The 21,469-nt window shown below is 69.3% G+C and carries 16 protein-coding genes; 3 read left to right on the forward strand and 13 right to left on the reverse strand.

Annotated features, from left to right (window positions below; genetic code table 11):
* Positions 1-59 precede the first annotated feature (59 nt).
* The 8 genes from B0I29_RS36605 to B0I29_RS36640 form a co-directional block, all read right to left on the reverse strand.
* A complete protein-coding gene (locus B0I29_RS36605; RefSeq protein WP_111653748.1) occupies positions 60-1,136 on the reverse strand; it encodes an LLM class flavin-dependent oxidoreductase in 1,077 nt (358 codons plus the stop codon).
* Positions 1,133-2,173: an aldo/keto reductase gene (locus B0I29_RS36610; protein WP_375790649.1), complete on the reverse strand. Its 1,041-nt coding sequence runs from the start codon at positions 2,171-2,173 to the stop codon at positions 1,133-1,135. The genes B0I29_RS36605 and B0I29_RS36610 overlap by 4 nt, the downstream gene beginning before the upstream one ends.
* A gap of 2 nt (positions 2,174-2,175) precedes the next feature.
* Positions 2,176-3,507 (reverse strand): LLM class flavin-dependent oxidoreductase, encoded by a 1,332-nt coding sequence (locus B0I29_RS36615; RefSeq protein ID WP_111653750.1) that lies wholly within the window; start codon positions 3,505-3,507, stop codon positions 2,176-2,178.
* Positions 3,504-4,238 (reverse strand): ABC transporter ATP-binding protein, encoded by a 735-nt coding sequence (locus tag B0I29_RS36620; RefSeq protein WP_111653751.1) that lies wholly within the window; start codon positions 4,236-4,238, stop codon positions 3,504-3,506. The genes B0I29_RS36615 and B0I29_RS36620 overlap by 4 nt, the downstream gene beginning before the upstream one ends.
* Positions 4,214-5,053 carry an ABC transporter permease gene (locus tag B0I29_RS36625; RefSeq protein ID WP_111653752.1) on the reverse strand — a complete coding sequence of 280 codons (840 nt, stop codon included), beginning with the start codon at positions 5,051-5,053 and terminating at the stop codon, positions 4,214-4,216. The genes B0I29_RS36620 and B0I29_RS36625 overlap by 25 nt, the downstream gene beginning before the upstream one ends.
* The gene (locus B0I29_RS36630) at positions 5,050-6,117 is read right to left on the reverse strand and encodes an ABC transporter substrate-binding protein (RefSeq protein ID WP_111653753.1); all 1,068 of its coding nucleotides are present in this window, start codon (positions 6,115-6,117) and stop codon (positions 5,050-5,052) included. Before B0I29_RS36630 ends, B0I29_RS36625 begins: the two co-directional genes overlap by 4 nt.
* 136 nt (positions 6,118-6,253) lie before the next feature.
* Positions 6,254-7,441: an ROK family protein gene (locus tag B0I29_RS36635; RefSeq protein ID WP_111653754.1), complete on the reverse strand. Its 1,188-nt coding sequence runs from the start codon at positions 7,439-7,441 to the stop codon at positions 6,254-6,256.
* A gap of 51 nt (positions 7,442-7,492) precedes the next feature.
* Positions 7,493-8,734: a saccharopine dehydrogenase family protein gene (locus tag B0I29_RS36640; RefSeq protein WP_111653755.1), complete on the reverse strand. Its 1,242-nt coding sequence runs from the start codon at positions 8,732-8,734 to the stop codon at positions 7,493-7,495.
* A 91-nt stretch (positions 8,735-8,825) separates the two neighbouring features.
* Here B0I29_RS36640 and B0I29_RS36645 point away from each other — a divergent pair, with 91 nt between their 5' ends.
* On the forward strand, positions 8,826-9,539 hold the full coding sequence (locus B0I29_RS36645) for a TetR/AcrR family transcriptional regulator (protein ID WP_111653756.1): 714 nt from the start codon (positions 8,826-8,828) through the stop codon (positions 9,537-9,539).
* Here B0I29_RS36645 and B0I29_RS36650 read toward each other — a convergent pair.
* The 4 genes from B0I29_RS36650 to B0I29_RS36665 all read right to left on the reverse strand — a co-directional run bounded on the left by B0I29_RS36650 (position 9,518) and on the right by B0I29_RS36665 (position 15,346).
* Positions 9,518-10,078 (reverse strand): TetR/AcrR family transcriptional regulator, encoded by a 561-nt coding sequence (locus B0I29_RS36650; RefSeq protein WP_111653887.1) that lies wholly within the window; start codon positions 10,076-10,078, stop codon positions 9,518-9,520. The two genes, B0I29_RS36645 and B0I29_RS36650, sit on opposite strands and share 22 nt — an antisense overlap.
* Before the next feature lie 13 nt (positions 10,079-10,091).
* Positions 10,092-12,560, reverse strand: coding sequence for a PEP/pyruvate-binding domain-containing protein (locus tag B0I29_RS36655; RefSeq protein WP_111653757.1), 2,469 nt, complete (start codon positions 12,558-12,560; stop codon positions 10,092-10,094).
* 894 nt (positions 12,561-13,454) lie between these two features.
* Entirely contained in the window at positions 13,455-14,735 is a 1,281-nt protein-coding gene (locus tag B0I29_RS36660; RefSeq protein ID WP_245973055.1) for an ArgE/DapE family deacylase, read from the reverse strand.
* A gap of 8 nt (positions 14,736-14,743) precedes the next feature.
* Complete coding sequence (locus B0I29_RS36665; protein ID WP_111653758.1) at positions 14,744-15,346, reverse strand: dihydrofolate reductase family protein; 603 nt, start codon at positions 15,344-15,346, stop codon at positions 14,744-14,746.
* Positions 15,347-15,481: 135 nt separating this feature from the next.
* Here B0I29_RS36665 and B0I29_RS36670 point away from each other — a divergent pair, with 135 nt between their 5' ends.
* A complete protein-coding gene (locus tag B0I29_RS36670; RefSeq protein WP_111653759.1) occupies positions 15,482-16,342 on the forward strand; it encodes an AraC family transcriptional regulator in 861 nt (286 codons plus the stop codon).
* Between the two features lie 180 nt (positions 16,343-16,522).
* Positions 16,523-18,583: a transglycosylase domain-containing protein gene (locus B0I29_RS36675; RefSeq protein ID WP_221403003.1), complete on the forward strand. Its 2,061-nt coding sequence runs from the start codon at positions 16,523-16,525 to the stop codon at positions 18,581-18,583.
* Between the two features lie 33 nt (positions 18,584-18,616).
* Here the strand turns inward: B0I29_RS36675 and B0I29_RS36680 are convergent, their stop codons facing one another.
* A complete protein-coding gene (locus tag B0I29_RS36680; protein WP_111653761.1) occupies positions 18,617-21,373 on the reverse strand; it encodes an FG-GAP-like repeat-containing protein in 2,757 nt (918 codons plus the stop codon).
* Positions 21,374-21,469: the final 96 nt, after the last annotated feature.

Consider the following 21,469-nt stretch of genomic DNA (forward strand, 5'->3'; position numbering starts at 1 on the left):
GCGTGGCCTGTGTGTCGAATTCAGGTGGGCTCACCACCGCTTCTCGGGCGACGAACGACTCAGGGCGTGATGGCTTCGCGCAGGCGGCTGATCAACGCGTCGCCCACCCGTGCGGTCTCGCGCTTGTACGGCGTATCGGACAGCACGAAATGGCTGATCCCCAGTTCGGCGTACTTGAGCAGCGCCGCACTCACCTCATCCGCCGACCCGACCAGCCACGTCGTTCCCGCACCGCCGCCGCCGTAGCGGCCCGGTGCCGTGTACAGGCACGAGTCCAGCACGTCGCCACGCTCGGCCAGATCGTGCAGACGTTGCTGGCCGACTGCCGGTCCACGGTGCTGGTCCAGCGTGCGGTCATGCGATGCCGACGACTGGGCCGCCATCTCGGCGACCCTGGCCTCGGCGTCACGCCACGCCTCCTCGGTCGTGTCCCGCACGACAGTGGTGATGCGTAGACCGAATTCCAGCTCCGGCAAATCCCGGTCCAGGTCATTGGTGAGCTTGCGGAGGCGTTCGACACGGTCGGCGATGCCGTCGAGCGGCTCACCCCAGAACAGCTGGACGTCGGCTTCGGTGGCGGCTACCCGTTCGGCAGCGGGGGAGGCTCCGCCGAAATACAGTCGGGGCCCGCTACCGAGCGGACGCGGCGCCACCGTCGAGTTCGTCACCTGGAAATGCTCACCCTCGAACGTCACGTTCTCCTCGGTCCACAGGCGGCGGACGAGGCGCATGAACTCTTTCGTTCGGGCGTACCGCTGGGCTTGATCTCCTTCGACGTCGCCGTAGGCGGCGAGGTTGTCCTGGCCGCTCACGATGTTGACGAGCAGGCGGCCGCCGCTGAGATGATCGAGCGTCGCGGCCGCGCCGGCGAAGTGCGCGGGCCGCCAATAGCCGGGCCGGATCGCCGCCAAGGGGCGGAACCTCGTCGTCCGGGCGGCGATCGCGGTGGCCACGGTGAATGTGTCCGGCCGGCCCCAGCCGGTGCCGATCAGCGCGCCCTCCCAGCCGTGTTTCTCGGCGGTCAGTGCCAGGTCGGTCGAGTGGTCCAGACTGCCGTAACCGGCGACGGCGTCGTCACCGCGATGCCCCGCCTGCACGGTGTTCGGGATGTACCAGAGAAACGTCGGCCGGCTCATGCCCGACCGCCGAGCGCCGCGCCGCCGAGCGCTGTGCCGCCGCCCTTGAGTGGCTGGTAGCCACGGTCCCTGTCCGACAGCGTCACCCCGGGCGGGACGATTTTGTCGATCTCGGCCAGGACGTCCGGGCTCAACACCACCGACGCCGCGCCCAGCTGGTCCTCCAGCTGCGACAACGTACGCGGCCCGATGATCGGTGCGGTCACCGCCGGGTGGGCCAGCACGAAACCGAGGGCCAGCTCGATCAGCGACAACCCGGACTGCGCGGCCAGCTCGGCGAGCGCCGAGACCGCCTCCAGCTTGGCCGCGTTCTCCGGTGCGTCGATCTCGAAGCGCCCCGGCTGCCGGGTGAGACGACTCGACGGCGGCTGCGACGCGCCCTTGCGGAACTTGCCGGTCAGCCAGCCGCCGGCCAGCGGGCTCCACGGGATCACCGCGAGGCCGTAGCGCGCCGCGACCGGCAGCACTTCACGCTCGACGCCGCGGGCCAGCAGAGAGTACGGCGGTTGCTCGGCCACGACCCGTTCCCGGCCACGCTTCTCGGCGATCCACTGGCCCTCGACGATCGCCGACGGCGGGAACGTCGACGTGCCGATGTACCGGATCTTGCCGTGGTGGACCAGGTCGGACAGGGCGCCGAGCGTCTCGTCGAAGTCGGTGTCCTCCTCGGGCCGATGCACCTGGTAGAGATCGATGTGGTCGGTCCGCAGGCGGCGCAGGCTGTCCTCGACCGCGCGGATGATCCAGCGGCGGGAGTTGCCGAAGTGGTTCGGGTCGTCGCCGATCTGGCCGTGGAACTTGGTGGCGAGGAAGACGTCGTCGCGGCGGCCCAGCAGCGCCTTGCCGACGATCTCCTCGGATTCGCCCTGGCTGTACACGTCGGCGGTGTCGACCAGGTTGATCCCGGCGTCCAGCGCGCGGTGGATGATCCGGATGCTGTCGTCGTGGTCGGGGTTGCCCCGCGAGCCGAACATCATGGTGCCCAGCGCGAGGGCGCTGACTTTCACGCCGGTACGGCCGAACGGGCGCAGGGGGATGGTCATCGGACTCCGATCGGATCAAGAACATTCGAGGGGCGCGGCAACCCGTAGTGCTGTCGCAGGGTGGTGCCTTCGTAGTCGGTGCGGAACAGCCCGCGCTCCTGGAGGATCGGTACGACCTTCGTGGCGAACGCCTCGATACCGGACGGCAGCACAGCGGGCATGATGTTGAACCCGTCGGCGGCCCCGTTCTCGAAGTACTCCTGGATCGTGTCGGCGACCTCGCTGGGCGTACCCGTGAATGTGCGGTGGCCGCGGCCGCCGCCGAGCTTGCCGATGAGCTGGCGCACCGTCAGGTTTTCTCGTCGCGCCCAATCCACGATGAGCGTGCGGCGGCTCTTCGCGCCCTCGATCTCGGCCTCGTCCGGCAGGTCAGCCGGCAGCGGCTCGTCCAGCACCAGGCGAGCGGGGTCGACCCGCAGCGTGTAGGCCAGCGTCGCGACGGCGTATTGCGGCGCGATCAGCCGTTCCAGCTCGGCTTCCAGCTCCCGGGCCTCGGCGGAAGTGTCGCCGATGACCGGAACGATGCCGGGCAGGATCACCACGTGATCGGGGTCGCGACCGGCGGCCGCGGCCCGGCGTTTCAGGTCGGCGTAGAAGGCCTGGCTCTCGGCGAGCGTCGGCTGGGCGGTGAAGACCGCTTCGGCCCACTTCGCCGCGAACTCCTTGCCGTCCTCCGACGACCCGGCCTGCACGAGCAGCGGCCAGGCCTGCGGCGAGCGCGGCACGTTGAGCGGCCCGTCCACCCGGAAGAATTCGCCGTGATGATCCACGCTCCGGACGTGCGAGGAACGAGCGTGCACCCCGGCCTGCTTGTCCGCCACGATCGCGTCGTCGGCCCAGCTGTCCCAGAGCTTCGTGGACACTTCGAGGAACTCGTCGGCACGTTCGTACCGTGCCCGGTGCAGCGGCTGGTCGTCGAGGCCGAAGTTGCGGGCGGCCGCGTCGCCGGCGGTGGTGACGATGTTCCAGCCGGCCCGGCCCTGGCTCAGATGGTCGAGCGAGGCGAATCGGCGTGCCAGGTTGTAGGGCTCGTTGTACGAGGTCGACGCGGTGGCGATCAGCCCGATCCGGCTGGTGCTGCCGATCAGCGCGGCCAGCAGCAGCGTCGGTTCCAGCTTGCCGGACGGCCGCCGGCCCGGATCACTCCAGAGCACCGGGCTGTCGGCGAGGAAGACCGAGTCGAACTTGGCGTCCTCCGCGATGCGAGCCAGGCGCTGATGCGCCTGCAACGACAGATTGGCGTACGGGTCGGACTCGGGCAGTCTCCAGGACGCCTCGTGATGTCCGGTGTCGTGCAGGAACAGGTTGAAATGCAGCTGACGGGTCATCGGTTCTCCTCCTCGACACCCAGTTCGTCCAGCAGGAACGTGCGCAGCTCGGCGAATCCGGCGCTGGATCGGGAGCGGTCCGGCAGGTCCACGCGTACGTCGGTGCGCACCACGCCGTCGTCGAGCAGGATCACCCGGTCGGCGAGCACGATCGCCTCGTCGACGTCGTGGGTGACCAGCAGCACGGCCGGCCGGTGGGCCTCGCAGAGTTTGCGGAGCAGGACGTGCATCCGGATCCGGGTCAGTGCGTCGAGCGCGCCGAACGGCTCGTCGGCGAGCAGCAGCTGCGGTTCGCGGACCAGCGAGCGGGCCAGCGCGGCGCGTTGCTGCTCGCCGCCGGAGAGCTGGTACGGCCAGGCCGTCTCCCGTCCGGCCAGGCCGACCTCGGCGAGGGCCTGCCGTCCGCGCGCACCGGCGTCGCTGCCCCGCAGGCCGAAGACGACGTTGTCCAGGATGCGTTTCCAGGGCAGCAGCCGGGAGTCCTGGAAGACCACCGACACGCTCTCCGGTACCGCGATCTGGCCGTGCCCGGCGACGCCGCGGTCGAGGCCGGCGAGTGCTCGCAGCAGGGTGCTCTTGCCGGTTCCGGAGCGGCCGATCAGCGCGACGAATTCACCGGCGGCGATGTCCAGGTCGAGGCCGTTGAGCACGCCGCCGTTCTTGCTGAAGCTGCGGTGCAGGTTCCTGACCCGCACAGCAGTTTGGGTTAGTCCTCCAACGTGCGACGCCATGCCAGCACCTTCCTTCCGGTCAGTCGGACGGCGCTGTCGGCGCAGTACCCGAACACGCCGTAGATGACCAGGCCGACCACGATGACGTCGGTCTGGCCGTACTGCTCGGCGAGGGTGATCATGTGGCCGATGCCGGCGACCGCGTTGTACTGCTCGACGACGACGAGGCCGAGCATCGACGAGGTGACCGCGAACCGCATGCCGAGCAGGAACCCGGGCAGCGCGCCGGGCAGCACGATGTGCCGGATGAATTCACCGCGTCCGATGCCGATGGTCTCGGCGAGTTCGGCGTACTTGCCGTCGATGCTGCGCAGGCCGTTGTGGGTGTGCACATAGATCGGCACGAGGGTGATCAGGGCGATGGTCACGATCTTCATCTCCTGGCCGATGCCGAACCAGGCGATGAACAGCGGGATCAGCGCGAGCGTCGGCACCGACCGCTTGATCTGGATCGGCCCGTCGATCAGCGACTCGCCGATCCGGGACAGGCCGGAGAGCACCGCGAGCACCGCGCCGGTGATCACGCCGAGGGCCAGGCCGATCACGGCGCGCTGCAGCGAGGAGAGGATGTTGCCGAGCAGGTCGTGGTTGACCCACTGGTCCTGGAACGCGATCGCGACATCCCACGGCGCGGTCAGGATGGCGGGGGAGATGACCCCGGTCGCCGAGCCTGCCGCCCAGACGGCGAGGAAAAGCGCCGGGCCGATCCAGAACGCGAACGGGATCCGCTTACCAGGACCAAGCCTCTTGCGTACGACTCGGCGATCGTCAGTCGACTTCTCCAGGTCCGGAGGCGCGTGGACTGTCGTGGTCATGCCGCATCACCGGTGACCACCTGGGCGCCGGCCGCCTCGGCCTGCACCTTCTCGAACCGCCGGTCGACCAGGGTGTTCACATCGAGCTTCTCGTGGTTCTGTTCGGTGGCGAGCAGGTCGGCGGTCTCCTGCAGGCGTTTGATCGCGTTGTCCCAGGTGGCCGGGACGCCCTTGTTGCCGTCGGTCGCGACGACATCCTTCGCGTCGGCCTCGTTGAGACCTTGGACGTCCTGGTAATAGGCCTTCGCGTATTCGTCCGGGTGCTCGTTCGCCCAGAGCAAGGCTTTGGTACGCACAGCGACATACGCCTTCAACGCCGCCGCCTTGTCCGCGTCCTCGACGGACTTGGTGAGGCAGTACAGCGTGGAGGCGTCGTCCCGGATGCCCGTGTTGATCGCGGTGGCGCCCGGGTACTTCGCGTTGTAGATCTTCACGTTGGCCGCGGCGATCGGCGCCACGTCGACAGCCTTGCTGCCCAGCGCGGTCACGTACGAGTCACCGTTGCTGGTCAGCTCGACCAGGGTCACGTCCTTCTGGCTGAGCCCGGCCTTCTGCAGAACCCGCAGCACCAGCGCACCCTGTGCCTGTCCGGCGCTGTAGGCGATCTTCTTGCCCCGCAGGTCGGCGAGGGAGGTGACGCTCACGCCCGGCGCGACGCCGAGCTGGTAGATCGGGAACTTCAGCGGGTCGATCGTGACGGCCTGGAACACGATCTTCGTGGCGGTACCGGTCCAGGCGGCGAAGAGCGACGGGATGTCGGCGACGGCGCTGCAGTCGAGCTTGTCGGCGCGGAACGCCTGGATGCTCTTCGGGCCGCCGCTGATGTTGGCCCACTCGACCGTGACACCGGCGTCGGTCAGCTCCTTGTCGAGGCCGGACGCCTGGATGACGGACTGCAGTTGCGGGTCGCCGAGCCGAAGCTCGGTGCCGCTCGGCACCGAGTCGGGCAGAGCCGAGGTCAGTTCCAGGCTCGCGCCGGCCTCGTCCTTCGCGCAGGCGCTGAGCAGGCTCAGGGTCAGCAGGGCGGCGGCAGCGACCACGGCTTTCCGGGGTGGCGTGTTCATCGATGGTCCTCCGAACAGGAGTGAAGGAGGGCAGGGGGAATTCGCAGGTCAGCGTGTGCACCGCCGTCCTGAACTCATACTATGCATATAGGATTAAGAGGCAAGCATGCACCGCATTGAATTAAGTAACGGCTGGTTACAGCGGTGCCGCGTAGACGTGATCGAGGGCGACCGCTCCTCCGGCGGTGGCCAGCACGTGCGCCGGGAAACTCGATGCCCGGACGGTGCCGGCGACGCCGGGGCGCATCTGCGCGCGTACCGTCTCGAGGGGTTCCGGAAGGCGGTTGGCGCCGCCCTCGGCGACGAACAGGACCTCCGGATCGAAAAGGTCGTGCAGCAGCGCGGCGGCCCGGCCGACCAGGCGGGCACGTTCGTCCAGCAGCGCGAAGGCCTCAGCACTGCCGTCCCGGGCCGCGTCGACGATCCCGTGGATGTCCGGCCGCGCGATCAGATTCGCCGCCAGAGCCCGCCGGACCAGAACCCGCTCGGACACCGCGGCCTGCAGGCAGCCGGTACGCCCGCACGAGCAGACCTCGTCGCACCCCTCGACCGGAAGATGCGCCACCGCACCGGCCGCCGATCGCGGACCCTGGTGGATCACGCCGCCGCTGGAGAACGCCACGTCGACCACGTTGCCGACGAACAGCAGCACCGCACTGCCGCGGGCCTGCGCGGCCGCCGCGCCGAACAGCTGCTCGGCGCGCAGCAGGGCCCGGGAATTGCTGTCGATGCGCACCGGCAGCCCGGTCGCGCCGGCCAGCGCCGCGCCGATCGGGACGTCGTTCCAGCCCAGGGCCGGGTGCTCGACGACCGTACCCTGGGAGGAATCGACCCAGCCGCCGGTCGCGAGACCGAGAGCGAGCACCCGCCGCCTCGCGCCGTGATCGTGACGCAGGGCGGCGATGCGCTCGATCAGCGCCGCGATCACGGAGTCGGGATGCTTGTCCCGGTGCAGGTCCTGACGTTGCGCGAGGATCCGGCCGCGCAGATCGAGCAACGCCACCGTGGTCCGCGGCACTGCGATGTGCACGCCGATCACCGCGACCGCGTCACCGTCGATGTCGAGCGGGACGTGCGGACGGCCGATCCCCGGCGGCCCGGCCGCCTCCGGAACCTCCCGGATCAACCGGTGCTCCAGAAGGGACCCGGCCAGGCCGCTCACCGAGGCCGCGGAGAGCCGGGTGGCGCGGGCGATCGAGCTGCGGGCGATCGGGCCGTGATCGAGGACCGCGCGCAGCACCGCGCCCGCGGAGTCACTCGGCCGGCGCTGACCGGGAACCGGCAGGTCACCGCGCCGGGTGGTGCGCGCGGCAGGTTGGATCATTTCAGCAGGCTAGCGCGGGTTCCGCGCCGATCCGGGCGAGGTTACCGGACGTTATACGGTCGGTAACACGTGAGCGGGCTGCTGCTCCCGCATCGCCCACGGCGAGCCGTACGCGGTCAGCAGGTCGAGGAACGGCTTCGGCGGGAACGCCTCCGGCCCGAGCACGCCGGCGCCGGTCCACGTTCCGCCGGCGACGAGTTCCAGAGCCACCACCGGGTTGATCGCGGTTTGCCAGACGACGGCCTGGCAGCCGTATTCGGCCATCGTCCACTCGTTGTCGACGACGTGGTAGAGGTAGACCTCGCGGGGTTTGCCCTGGTGGATCCCGCTGACCCAGGTGCCCGCGCAGGTCTTGCCGCGCATCCGGGCACCGAGGCTCGCCGGGTCCGGCAGACCGGCGGCGACGACGTCACGCGGCGAGACGCTCACCGGGCCGGCCGGTCCGGGAACGATCACCCCTTCGGTACGGTCCAGGCCGAGCGCGTGCAGCGTCTGCAGAGTGCGGATGAAGTCCTCACCCAGGCCGTACTTGAAGGTGACCCGCTTCGCACCCACCCAGCGGGGGATCAGCAGCACCTCCTCGTGCTCCACGTTGACGCATTGCACCGGCCCGATGCCCTCGGGGAAGTCGAACACCTCGGGCTCGCTGAACGGCGCCGTGGTGAACCAGCCCCGGTCCTTCTCCCAGACGATCGGCGGGTTCAGACACTCCTCGATCGTCGTCCAGATGTTGAAGCTGGGCGCGAACTCCAGGCCGTCGACGGTCAGGTTCGACCCGTCCCGGATGCCGATCTCATCGATCTCGTCGAACAGCTCGTCGGCGGCATAGCGGGCGAAGACGTCCGAGAGCCCTGGCTCGACACCCATGCCGACCAGCGCGAGCCTGCCGTTGCGCTCCCACTGCCGGGCCTGCGCGAACTGCTCGTCGCCGAGCATCACGCCGACCTGCTCATAGGGACGCTCGGGGTGCGGCCGGGACAGCGACATCGCCATGTCGAGGTAACCGGTTTTCTCGGCCTGGGCGGCGGCGAAGAGCGTCATCACGAAGCGCGGGTCGGTCGCGTTGAGCAGGAAGTCCGCTCCAACCTCGCGGATCAGCTTCTTGACGGCCTCGACGTCGCTCGCGTCAATCCGTTCGGCACGGAACCGCGGGTCGTTCGTCGCTGCCGCGGCGGCCTGCGCCCGCGACAGGTCGTAGTCGGCGACCACCATCTCGTCGAAGAACGGGCGCCTGGCGGCGATCCGTGTGATGGCTGTGCCGACGCCGCCGGCACCCACCAGCAGGATACGCATGGGAAGTTCCTTTCCTCGGGTTGCTTCCCTGATCAAACGTCGTTGTCATCACTATGGTCAACTGCGTTGGCATAAGAGCTATCGTGGTCGCATGCCGAAGATCGTCGTTCCCGAGGACCGCCGCCGCCGTCGCCGGCCCACCCGCAGCGGCACCGTCCTGTCCGAGGAACTGATCGTCACGACGGCCCTGCGCATGCTCCGCGAGCACGGCAGCACCGGCCTCACCGCCCGCCGCCTCGGCCTCGCCCTCGACTGCGATCCGAGCACGCTCTACCGCTACTTCCGCGGCATGGACGAGCTCACGCTCGCCATCGGCAACACCCTCATCGGTCAAGCTCTCGACGGTTGGTCACCCTCCGGATCATGGCGAGACGACCTGGGTACGCTCGGACGGCGCATCCATGCCGCGTACGTCTCGCATCCCCAGGCGGCGGTGCTGACCACGAGCCGGGTGACCGGCCGGGCGAACGAGCTGGCAGCGGACGAGGCTGTCCTGGGAGTGCTGCGCGGAGCGGGTTTATCGGTGACCGAGGCGGTGCCGATCTATCACGCCTTCATCGACCAGACGCTGGCGTTCGCGGCGTTGGACGCGGCGTCATTGGCGTTGCCGAACGCGGCACTGCACTCGGACGAGGAGATGTGGCAGTCGACATATCGCCGGCTGCCGGCCGCGACCCATCCGCATCTGGCGGAGGCGGCGCCGCTGCTGGCAGCCGAAATGGTGGCCAGCGCCTATCCGGCAGCGCTCACCCTGCTGCTGGACGGCATAGCGTCCCGGCTCCCTCAGAACAGCCGCTCGAGCTGAGCGTCGAGGGCCGCCAACGCCTCGGCGTCGGTGTACTGACCGCCGAGCAGGTACATCCCCAGCCCTTCCATCAGCGCCAGCAACCCCGCCGCGGCTTTCTCGTCGCCGTCCGGCAGCAGCCCCGCCATGAAGGACACCATCTGGGCGGTCTCCTCCCGCAGCGCGGGCGCCGACGCCGGGCGGACCGCTTTGTACGCCAGGAACGCCAGCGCCACCCGCCCGTCCGCCCGGGACTCGTCGCCGAGCGGCAGCACCGTCACCAGAAAAGTCCGCAGCAGATCCCGAGGCTCCGGCGCCGGGCCGAGCGCGCCGAGCGCCGCCGTGATCCGAGCCTCGTTGCGGTCACGGACCACGTCCATCGCGAACGTCATCATCTCGTCCTTGGTGCGAAAATAGTGCTGCACCATGCCCGCCGACACTCCGGCCTCGGCGGCGACGTGACGCAGGCTGACCGCTTCCAGACCCTGCTGGGCAGCGACCCGCATCAGCGCGTCGGCGATCTGCGTGCGCCGCTCCTGACGGTCCACCTTCTTCGGCATGCCAGCGATGCTTTCACGAGCCCCCGACAGAACCAGCCGGAGTGTCCGCAGCGCGTGGCTGGCCGTCCGGAGCGCCTGGTTCGCCGTCCGCGGCATCTGGCTCGCCGTCCGCGGCGCTCAATCCGGCCGTGCTTGCGACGCTCACCGTTCCAGCGGCCCCGTCCACGGTGATCAGCTCGCCCTCGGTGATCAACGAGGTGGCTCCGGGGACGCTGATCACCGCCGGGATTCCGTACTCCCGCGCCACCGTCGGCCCGTGCGCCATCACCGCGCCGGTCTCGCTCACCAGGCCACCCGCGGTCAGGAACAACGGCGTCCACGCCGGATCAGTCGTCGACACCACCAGGATGTCGCCGGGCTCGATCCGCGCCACCGCCGGATCATGCACGATCCGCGCCCGCCCCGTCACCCGCCCGGGCGACGCACCCACCCCCTGCCACCCGTCGCCCGCCACGGACGCGGGCAGCGTCGTCTCCACATCGGTCCCGTCCGACAGCAACGCCACCGGCACGTGCCGCCGCCGCGACTCGGCCCGATAGGTCGCCCGCCGCGCGTCCACCAGACCCCGGTGATCCGCACCGGAACGCACCGCCGCCTCCGCCTCGTCCAGCGTCAAAAACATGATGTCACCAGCCACCGACAAAACCCCGAGCCCAACAAGATCAGAGCCAATCAACATCAATTGCTTTCGTACGCTGGAAAGGCGGTACAACCCGGCGAACTTGCCGTATTCGCGGAGCCCCGACAACGCCCGTGCACGACGCAGAAGGAACACGGCGAGCCGGCCCCGAACCGGGCGCTGCCGACGGACACGGCGGGCCAGATCTGCCAGGGCGGCCTCCCCGGCCGCCGCCGCGGAGGCGAACCGGGCCTCCGGCGACTGGTCCATATCGGTCACGCGTAAGTAGTTGGCGATCGCGGCGAACAGCCCCGCCGGGTCTTCGGACCAGCGCGGCACGCCCAGGTCGGCCTCGGCCGGACCGCGATGTCCGTAGTTCTCCAGGAACCCGGACAGGCCGATCTCCGGCAGCGAGCCGTCGAGATACCGCGCGGCCAGGTCCGTCGGGGGCGTCTCCAGCAGCAGGTCACGGTGGGCGGCAGCACCCTGCGCCAGCCGCCACAACGCCAGGTCCATCTCGATCGTCACGTTGTACGGCATCCCGCCGAGCACGGTCTGGATCTCGTCGGCGGCGGCGATGCCTTTCAGCAGTTCACCGGGTACCGCGCCGGCGAGCAGTCCGGCGACGATCGGCCAGGTCAGGTCGCCGGCGATGGTGTCGTCGGGGTCGTCCGCGCGTACGAAAGCAAGCCTGTCCGCGAGCGTGGTCACGCCGGCCGGAGCGGGCGCGCTCAGCCGGAGCCGCTCCACCGCCGCCAGGACGCGCAGCCGCGCCGACTCGGGGCTGGCGAGCGCGCGGAGGATTCCGGTGACCGCGCGAAAAGCCGTACCCAAGGCCGATTTTGATCTGTCGGCTTTTGATTTTTCGGCTTTCGGGGCGGGAGCGAATCGCGGGTCGGCGAGGACGTGTTCCATGACCGCCTGTGCGCGGGGGCCGAAGTCGACGGCCATCAGCTTGACCAGCCGCTTGCGGGCTGACGGGCTCCGGGCCAGGTCGGACAGGTCGCCATAGAGTCGCCCACCGATGTCGACGACCTCCGCGTGTACGCCGAGAGCCGCCAGCATCCCAGTGATCATCCGCTGAAGGCTGGACATGCCCATCGGCGTGACCGGGCGCAGCATGCCCTGAACGTGACCGAATTCGACATAGATCCGCGGCAGCGGCCCGTCGTGCGCCGGCGGTGCGGGGAAGAGCGTGGTGATCGGCCGCGACTGCAGCAGCCAGAACTCACCGGCGTGATCGATCGCCCATTCGACGTCCTGCGGTGTCGCGAAGAGTGCCTGCAGCCGCTCGCCGGCCTGACGCAGAGGGCTCGTTTCGGCGGGGACCGATCGGACGACCGGCGCGGTGCCGTCGACAACACCGGTGCCGGGCCCGTTCGCGGCCTCCACCAGCATCGACGTGCGGCAACCGGTGACCGGGTCGGCGGTGAAGAGCACGCCGGCCGTCGATGCCTGAACCATCCGCTGCACGATGACGGCCATCAGGGGTTCGTCGACGTCGTGCGTCTCGCGGTACGCCACGGCGCGCGGCGTCCGCACCGAGTCCCAGCACTTGGCGATCGCGGCCAGCAGGTTGTCAATATCGGTCACGTCGAGAAACGTGTCGTGCTGCCCGGCGAAGCTGGCGCCGGGAAGATCCTCAGCGGTGGCACTGGACCGCACCGCCACAGCGCCGCCGCCGAGCTCGTTGTAGGCGGCGTCGATCGCGTCCCGGGGAATCGTCCCCTGCCGGTGGGCGTCGGTGGTGACGACAAATCCGTCGGGAACGTTCTCCCCGGCCCGAATCATCTCCCCGAGCGCCGCGGCCTTGCCGCCGACGAGCCCGGCATCCGCGGCCTGAGCAAGAGAAACGACGAGCATGGGAGCCTCCAGAGAAAGCAATACAACTGCATTGCCAACGATGCTAACCCGCGTTGCAATGCAGTTGCAATGCTTCCGGGCGCGCGGGCGGCCAGCCCACCCGGAACCGCAGCCTCAACCCGGATCCGGACCTGCTGACCGAGGGCCGCCAGACCGAAAGGGGCCAGGGGTGACAGGGGCACACGGTGGTCTCCCGTAACGGCGTTGAGCGCACACGGTGGGTTGGCTGGACCAGGGCCCGAGCCCGTGACGGGGCGTGGACTCGCCCGGTGCGTGTCGAGTTCGGGTGCGGATTGCACCCCATTTCGACACGCATCAGTTCGCGGCCTGGGTTGTGTCGAATTGGGGCGTGGATTGGACCCGAAGTCGACACGCTTTCTGGGCGGCTGGCGGATTCGAAGCGTGTGTGTGGCCGGGTAGCCGGTCGGCGTTACTCGTCTCGCCGGACCGTCACGGAGGGCGAGCGCCGGGTAGAGGTGCCGCCGTTGCCGGCCGGATCGTGGAAACCCGTGGGTGTTCTGGGCACCATAGGTTTCCAAGGTTTGGCGCTCTCCACCGTTTGTGGTGGCAGTGCGTGACCAGGATGCTCGCGGAGAACCTGAAATCGACGTGTCACGGGCGGCAGCCCTGGAAACTCGTGCGTTTGTGGTCGATCGGACGGCCGGGGCGCACAAGATCCGAACGGCACCTCGCAACGAGAGCCGCCGCGCCGCCCAGACCCGCTGATCATCCACAGAATTGCTGCGGATTGCACCCCAAAGTCGACACGCACCAGAGCCCGGCCCGGGGCGTGTCGACTTCGGGCGCGAATTGAACCTGAAGTCGACACGCTTCCGGCCGATCCCGGGCGCGACCTGCGGGCACGGATGGGCGGCGGGCCGGTGGGTGGGTGGGTCAGAGGTGGGCGTTGCAGCGGCGGGCCGTGAGCACGGCCAGGGTTCGGGTGGTGCGGATCAGCTCGTTGATGTCGACCAGTTCGCGCGGGGCATGCGCCAAGCGGACGTCGCCCGGGCCGTAGTGCAGCGTCGGAATGCCGCCCAAGCCCGTGTAAAGCCGCAAATCACTGCCGTAAGGCGCGGCGCTCGTTGCGGCCGAGCGGCCCTCCACCGCCTGGATCGAACCAAGGACCTCGCCGATCAGCGGATGGCCGGCCGCGATGTGACCGCTGGCGAACTGACCGCCGGGCCAGGTCACCGAGACCGGATGGTCGCGCAGCCACGGGTCGCGGCGGCAGACGTCCGCGATCGCCGTTTCGAGCGCGGCCCGCGCTGACGCCGGCGGCTCGCCCAGCTGGACACCGAGGCGGCCCTCGGCGATCAGCAGGTCGGGGACGCTGCTGGCCCAGTCGCCGGCGCGGATCGTGCCGATCGAGATCGGGTACGGCAGCGTGTTGCCGTCGAAGATCGGATCCGGCGACGCGTTCCGAGCACGTTCGAGCGAACCGAGCGCCGCGTGCACCGGCAGGAACGCGTCGATCGCGCTGTGCCCGGCCAGCCGGGTGCTGCCGTGTGCCGCGCGGCCCGGTACCCGCAGTTCGAAGGTCAGCGCGCCGGCGTTCGCCACCACCACGTTGCCGCTGGTCGGTTCGGTGATGACGGCCGCTTCGGCGCGGTGGCCGCGCAGCATCGTGGCGAACGCGCCGAGGCCGCCGTCCTCCTCGCTGACCACGGTGTGCAGCGCGAACGGGCGTTCCAGGGTGACGCCGGAGGCGACCAGGGCGCGGGCCACGGCCAGGTTCGCGGCCGCGCCCGCTTTCATGTCGCAGGCGCCCCGGCCGTGCACCGCGTTCTGCCGGATCGACCCGCTCCACGGGTCACCGTCGTCCCATTTGCCGAGGTCACCAGTGGGTACGACGTCGACGTGGCCCTGCAGCACGAGGGCCGGCACACCGGACGGGCCGAGGGTGCCGGCAACGCCGTACCCCTCGGTGCGCGGTGCCTCGGTGCCCGGGTGATCGGGATGGGCGGCGAGTTCGCGCAGGTCCAGTTTCCAGGTGTCGACGTCGAACCCGAGTGCCGTCAGCTGGCCGGCGTGCCAGTGCTGCAGGTCGGATTCGGCGTCGGTGCCGGTCACGCTGGGGACGCGGATCAGCGCGACGAGCTCGTCGACCAGGGTCTGCTCGTTGATGGCGTCGAGCACACGGACCTCGGCCCGGGACAGTTCGGTTCCAGTCACACGCGCTGTTATACCTGGCCCTTGGCGTCGTCGTAACCGGCCGGTGCGGGCGGCTCGGCCGGAACGTAGATCACCCGGATCACGCCGGTCGGGAAGGCCTCGGTGGCGGACACCTTGAGGTGATAGGCGACGTCGCCCTCGTCGAAGAGCTTCCGGCCTTTGCGGGCGGCCACCGGGTGGACGAGCAGACGCAGCTCGTCGACCAGCCCCGCGGCGAGCAGCTGCTGCACCACGGAGATCGAGCCGGGGATGAGGATGCCCTTGACGGACGCGTCAGCCTTGAGCGCGCGGACGGCGTCGGTCAGCTCGCCGTCGATCACCTCGGAGTTGCGCCAGGTGAATTCGAGTTTCTGCCGGGAGGCGACGACCTTGCGCATGTCGCCGATCTGCTTGGCGAACGGGGCGTCCTCGCCGCCGGCGTTCTCCCGGTCGGGCCACGCGCCGGCGAAGCTGTCGAACGTCGAACGGCCGATCAGCAGCACGTCGGCCGCTTCGTAGTCCTCGGTGACGGCCCGGCCCATGTTCTCGTCGAAGTACGGGAAGTGCCAGTCCGGGTCGATCTCGGCGACGCCGTCGGCGGAGATGAAGAGTGTGGAGATTACCTTTGCCATCGCGGTGGTCCCTTCAGTCAACGTGTTCACAAACGGGTAGACCGGCGCCAGGACCGAAACTCATCGGATCGGTTCTCTACGGTCGGGCGCGGGCGGTACGCCCCCGGCCAGGCTAGTGCTCGAAGGGAGGCCGAGATGATCGCAGCGCTCAACCGGATCGTCGACCTGGTCGAGGACGGCGAGTTCGACCTCACCACGCTGGCCCGGTCGGCCGGCACCACCGAGTACCACCTGCGCCGGATGTTCTCGTCGCTGGCCGCTATGCCGCTGTCGGAGTACGTGCGCCGCCGCCGGATGACCGTAGCGGCCGCCGCCGTGATCCGCGGCGAGGAGGACCTGCTCAGCATCGCGGTGCGGCATGGGTACGCGTCAACCGAGGCATTCGGCCGCGCGTTCCGAGCCGTGCACGGCGCCGGCCCCGGTGACGTACGCCGCGACGGTGGCCCCCTTCGTTCACAACCGCAGCTCAGGTTCCGCCTGACCGTTGAAGGGAGCACCCCCATGGACGTCCGCATCGCCGACCAACCCGCGTACCGGCTGATCGGGCACGCCGTCCGCGTTCCGCTGATCTATCGCGGGATCAACCCACACATCCAGCAGCACATCGCGTCGTTGCCGGTGTCCGAGCACGGCCGGCTCAAGGCGCTGAGCGACACCGAGCCGGCCGGTCTACTGCAGGTCACCGACGGTGTCGACCCGGACGCCGCCGAGGGCAGCGAGCTGACCTATCTGCATGGAGTCGCGGTCACGAGTGCGACGGAGGTGCCGGACGACCTCGACGTGATCGAGGTGCTGGCCGGCCGGTGGGCGGTGTTCCGCACGAGCGGGCCGCACCCGGACGCGCTCCAGACGGCGTGGGCGGCCACCGCCACCGAGTGGTTCCCGTCGAACCCGTGGCGGCTGCGGCCCGGCCCGTCGATCGTGGCGATCCTGGACCTCTCAGCCGATTTCAGCACCGCCACCTGCGAGCTGTGGCTCCCGGTCGAGCCTGCCTGACCCCGACAAAGAATGACAGAGCCCGGCGAACCCGCCGGGCTCTCAAAACCGAAAACCACTTTGGTTACCAACTGTGACGAATTCCGCTTGAGCTGCGTAGTGGCGATCTTGGTGGTTAGCCTGGTTGGGGTGACTGCCCGCAACAAACCTCATCCGCTCCGCAGCGCCGGCGTCCTGGTCATGTGTGGCCTGCTCGCCGCGCTCGTGGTCTCCGCCGCCTCACTTCCGGCCGTCGCGATCGCCGGACTGGCCGCCAAGGCCGGCAGCGACGAGCTGGGTGAGCTGCCGGCCGAACTGATCACGCAGGCCTCACCGCAGGTGTCGCGGGTCTACGCCTCGGACGGCAAGACACAGCTCGCCGTCATGTACGACGAGTTCCGCAGCGACGTCGCGCTCGCCAAGGTCTCGCAGAACATGCAGGACGCCATCGTCGCGGCCGAGGACCACAAGTTCTACGAGCACAACGGCGTCGACGTCAAGGGTGTCGCCCGCGCGTTCGTCAACAACAACCAGGGCGGCGGCCGGCAGGGCGCCTCCACGCTGACCATGCAATACGTGCGGATGGCACTCGCGTATTCGGCGACCGATCCGCAGGAGGTCGTGAACGCGACCAAGGACACCGCGTCGCGCAAGCTCAGCGAGATGAAATACGCCATCCAGGTCGAGAAGGAACTGACGAAACAGCAGATCCTGGAGCGTTATCTGAACATGGCGCCGTTCGGCAACGGCGCCTATGGCATCAACGCCGCCTCGCAGGTGTATTTCAGCAAGAAACCGGCCGATCTCACGGTGGCCGAATCCGCGCTGCTGGCCGGCATGGTGAAGGCGCCGACCGCGTTCGACCCGACGACCGACAGCGGATATCCGCAGGCCCTGACCCGGCGCGACTACATCATCGACAACATGGTGAGCATGAAGCAGATCACCGCCGACGAGGCCGCCAAGGCCAAGAAGGTGAAGATCAGCCGCACCACGAAACGGCCGAGCAGCGGCTGCGTCAATGTGGCGAAAAACCAGTGGGGCTTCTTCTGCGACTATTTCTATCGCTGGTGGCTGGGCCAGAGCGCCTTCGGCGAGACATCGTACGATCGTGAGCGCCTGCTGAAGAGCGGCGGATACCGCATCGTCACGACTCTCGACATCGATGCACAGGCCGATGCGCGTAAGGAAATCGTCGCTCAGACGAACGACACCAATCGCAACGCGCTGATGCTGGCGGCCGTCGAGCCCGGCACCGGAGCGGTCCGTGCCCTGTCCGCCAACCGTAAATACAAGATCGACGACGCGGACGATCCGCAGAATCCACTGTCGTCGAACCCGGCGCTGGCCAGGCAGGGTGTGCGGGCGACCTACCCGAACACCACGAACCCGATCATCACCGGTAGCTCGGACATCGCCGGTTATCAGGCGGGCTCGGTGTTCAAGATGTTCACCATGGTCGCGGCTCTGGAAGCGGGCATGGGGCTGGACACCACGATCAACTCGCCGGCGAAGTACAAGTCGCAGTACCGGGACAACTCCTCGTCGTCCTGCGGTGGCTACTGGTGCCCGAGCAACGCCTCGGCCAGCGAGGCCGGCAACTTCAACATGTGGACCGGGTTCGGCAAGTCGGTGAACACGTACTTCGTGCCGCTGCAGGAACGGGTCGGCGCGGACAAGGTGGTCGACGTGGCGCAGAAGTTCGGCATCACGTTCCGCAACTCCGACGACGCCGACCTGGCGAAGAACTCCGCGGCGGACTGGGGCTCGTTCACCCTGGGCACCTCGGCGTCGACGCCACTGGACATCGCCAACGCGTACGCCACCCTGGCCGCGGACGGCAAGTACTGCACGCCGACCCCGATCGCGTCGATCACCACCTCCGAGGGGGAGAAGATCGACACCGGCAAGTCGAAGTGCACCCAGGCGACCACGGCCTCGGTGGCCCGCAAGGCTCTCGACGCGGCCCGCTGCCCGGTCGGCGACCGCGCCCAGCTGGGCAACTGCGCCGGCTCGACGGCGCCGCAGGTGCGCAGCGTGGTCGGCCATCCGGTGTTCGGCAAGACCGGCACCACCGACAACGACAAGACGGCCGCGCTGGTGGTCGGCACCCGGTCGCTGGTGGTGGCCGGTTACCTGGCGAACCCGGACTGGGCCAACCACACCGACCGCATGTCCCACGACATCGTGAACCCGGCGGTCTATCGGACCCTCGCGGATTACATGGAGGGCAAGGCGGTCGAGGAGTTCCCGACGCCGTGACTGAAGGGGGCCCGGAAGGGCCCCCTTCAGCGTCTAGAGGTCGAGGAGAGTTTCCGCCGAGCGGTTGCCGGCCTTGTCGACGGTGACGATCCTCAACTGCTGGACATCAGCGGCCGGCCGGAATCGGCCGGTGCCGAGGTGCGCCGGGACGCTGGTCCAGGTCGTCGCCGAATCCGCTGCGTACTCGAAGTGGTCGACGCCGGAGTGCTGGTCGAACGAGCGCACGTTGACGTATCCGTCCGAGACAGCGCCGGCCGGATAGAGGCGGGTGCTGCCGTCGCTCCACTTCACGACGATGTCGCCGCCACCAAAGGGGAGAATCGAGGCCGCCGCGTTCACCGCGCCGATCGGCCAGTGCTCGGACGAGCCGCCGATGCCACCATTCCCGTCGCCCTGATAGAGGAATCCGCGACCGGACGTCCAGCGGACCACGATGTCGTCCTTGCCGTCGGCGCTGAAGTCGCCGACCGTCATGCTGAGCGCTCCGAGCCAGTTGTTCGTGGTCGGCCGCAGCACGGTCCCGGCACCGAAGCCGCCGGTTCCGGTGCCCGGATAGAGGGTGACCACTCCGTCCGCACGCCGCCGGACGACAAGGTCGTCGCCGGCGTCACCGGTGAACTCGCCGCCGACGATCTCCTCGGCGTCGTTCCAGACGGTGCCGGCCGGCGGCGCCACGGCGACTCCCGTACCGATGCCGCCGGTCCCGGTCCCGGGGTGCAGGGTGACAGTGCCGGTTCCCTCCGGCCGGCGCAGCAGCACGTCGTCCCTGCCGTCACCGGTGTAGTCCCCGATCACCACGTTCACGACCGAGCGCCATCGGTACGCCGACTCGAGCATCGCGCCCTTCGCGAACGTGCCGTCACCCCGGTTGAGGAACGGCTCGGCGTTGCCCCACGACCAGCGGGCCACCAGGTCGGTCCGGCCGTCGCCGTTCAGGTCACCGGCGGACAGCTGAGTCGCGCCGAAGAATCCGGTGCCGTGGCTCGCCACCGCCAGATCGGCGCCGAGCGCCGGGTCGATGCCGGTGGCCGGTGACGGGTAGACCTTGAACTTGCCGGTGTCGCTGCTCCAGCGGACCGCCAGGTCGTCCGTGCCGTCACCGGAGAGGTCGCCGACGACCTCGAAGAGCGGGCGCACGGCAGACGCGGCCTTCAGCGTCACTTCCGCTCCCAGGAGCGGCTTGCCGGTCGCGTCGACACTTCCCGGGTACGAGATCAGCGAGCCGTCCAGCCGGCGCAGCACCAGATCGGTCCGGCCGTCGCGGTCGATGTCGCCGGCCATCATCCCGTTCGGTGCGCCGGTGGACAGGAAACCCGCGTCGCTCATGTTGATCGAGCCGCCCAGCGTGCCGTCGGCCTGGCCCGGGTAGATGAACAGGCGGCCGCTCGTCCACTGGACCGCCAGGTCGGCGATGGCGTCGCCGGTGAAATCCCCGGCCGTGATGTCGGCGGCGCCGACGAAGAAGTCCTCGGTCTTCAGCGTCCGGGCCGCGCCGAGATGGCCGGCGTTGTCGCCGGGGAACAGCGAGACCGTCCCGGTCGTGCCGAGCAGCACCAGATCGTCGCTGCCGTCGCCGGTGAAGTCACCGGAGACCACCCGTTTGCCGTCCACCCCGGTCCGCAGCAGCGCCGGGGCGTCCAGTCCGCTGCTGCCCAGGTTGCGGTAGAGCTGGAGGTCGCCGTTCCAGCGCCGCACGATCAGGTCGTCGAGAGTGTCGCCGCCGGCGAACCGGCCGGTCGTCGCGTCCCGTACGCCGGTCCAGTTGAAGCTGTCCACCACGCCGTACCCGCCGACGCCGGTGCTCGGCGGCTCGACGTAGGGCGCGCCGGGCCGGACCTTCTCGTCCGCCCAGATCCCGTCGCCGCGCAGGGCGTAGTGGTCTGGCACGTGGGTGAGCGTCCCGGCCTTCGGTGTGATCGCCTTGCTCGCGGTCCAGGTGATCCGGTTCGACGAGGCGAACAGGTAGTCGAATTTGCGGTCCGCGGTGGTCAGAGCGCCCGACCGGCAGGCGAACAGCGCGGCACACCGTGGGTCGAAGAACGGCTCGTTGCCCTGGTCCACCTCGGTGAACGGGCCGGCGCCGCCCTCGATGCCGTAGTACGTGTTCAGGTTGGGGTCGGTCGGGTCCGCGTTCAGGTCACCGCCGAAGATGATCGGCCGTGTCCCGGCCCACCGGGTCATCGCGGCCATCGCCTGCGGGGCGCCCTCGTCGATGTTCGCCCCGTCGGTGTGCAGGTCGCAGATCAGCGAGTCGCGTCCGCCGACACCGGCGGTGGTGCAGAGCAGGTGCCGCCGCAGCGTGGCCGGCGTCGTGGGATCGAGCGGCTTGAGCTCTTCGGTGAGCACCGGCAGGGTGGCCGCGCCGTTGCGGACGAAGATCGCGGTGCCGAAGGCGTACTGGCCGGCGGCCCAGCCGCCGCACACGCCGTGGTTGCGGTTGCTGGTCCAGGCCACGCCGTAGGTGCCGAGGGTCGCGAGCTGCGCCTTGACCAGGTCACGTTGCCCGGCGCACATCTCCTGGAACATCACCACGTCGGGCGCCTGGTTGCCGCCGTCGAGCAGGATCTGGCTCTTCATCTGGGTCGCCCAGGCGGTGAGGCTCGATCCGGTGTTCAGGTAGGAGCAGGACGTGTTCGACGGGCTCGGCGCCGTGGCGCCGATGTTGGCGCCGCAGGCGTTGTAGGTGATCACCCGGAACGCGGTGTCGGCCGCGGACGCCGGGGCCGGCGCCAGCGCGACGGCGACCACTGTCGCGACCGCGAGCGCCAGCCATCTCTTCAGTTGGGACATGCACTTTCCTCCCCGTGCGCGACGGGCATCGACGCCCATCGTGATTCGCCCGGGATCCTCTCATGATCGATTGATGGGGGTGCCCCGGCCTGTAAC

This window comes from Actinoplanes lutulentus (assembly GCF_003259845.1).
Lineage (GTDB): Bacteria > Actinomycetota > Actinomycetes > Mycobacteriales > Micromonosporaceae > Actinoplanes > Actinoplanes lutulentus.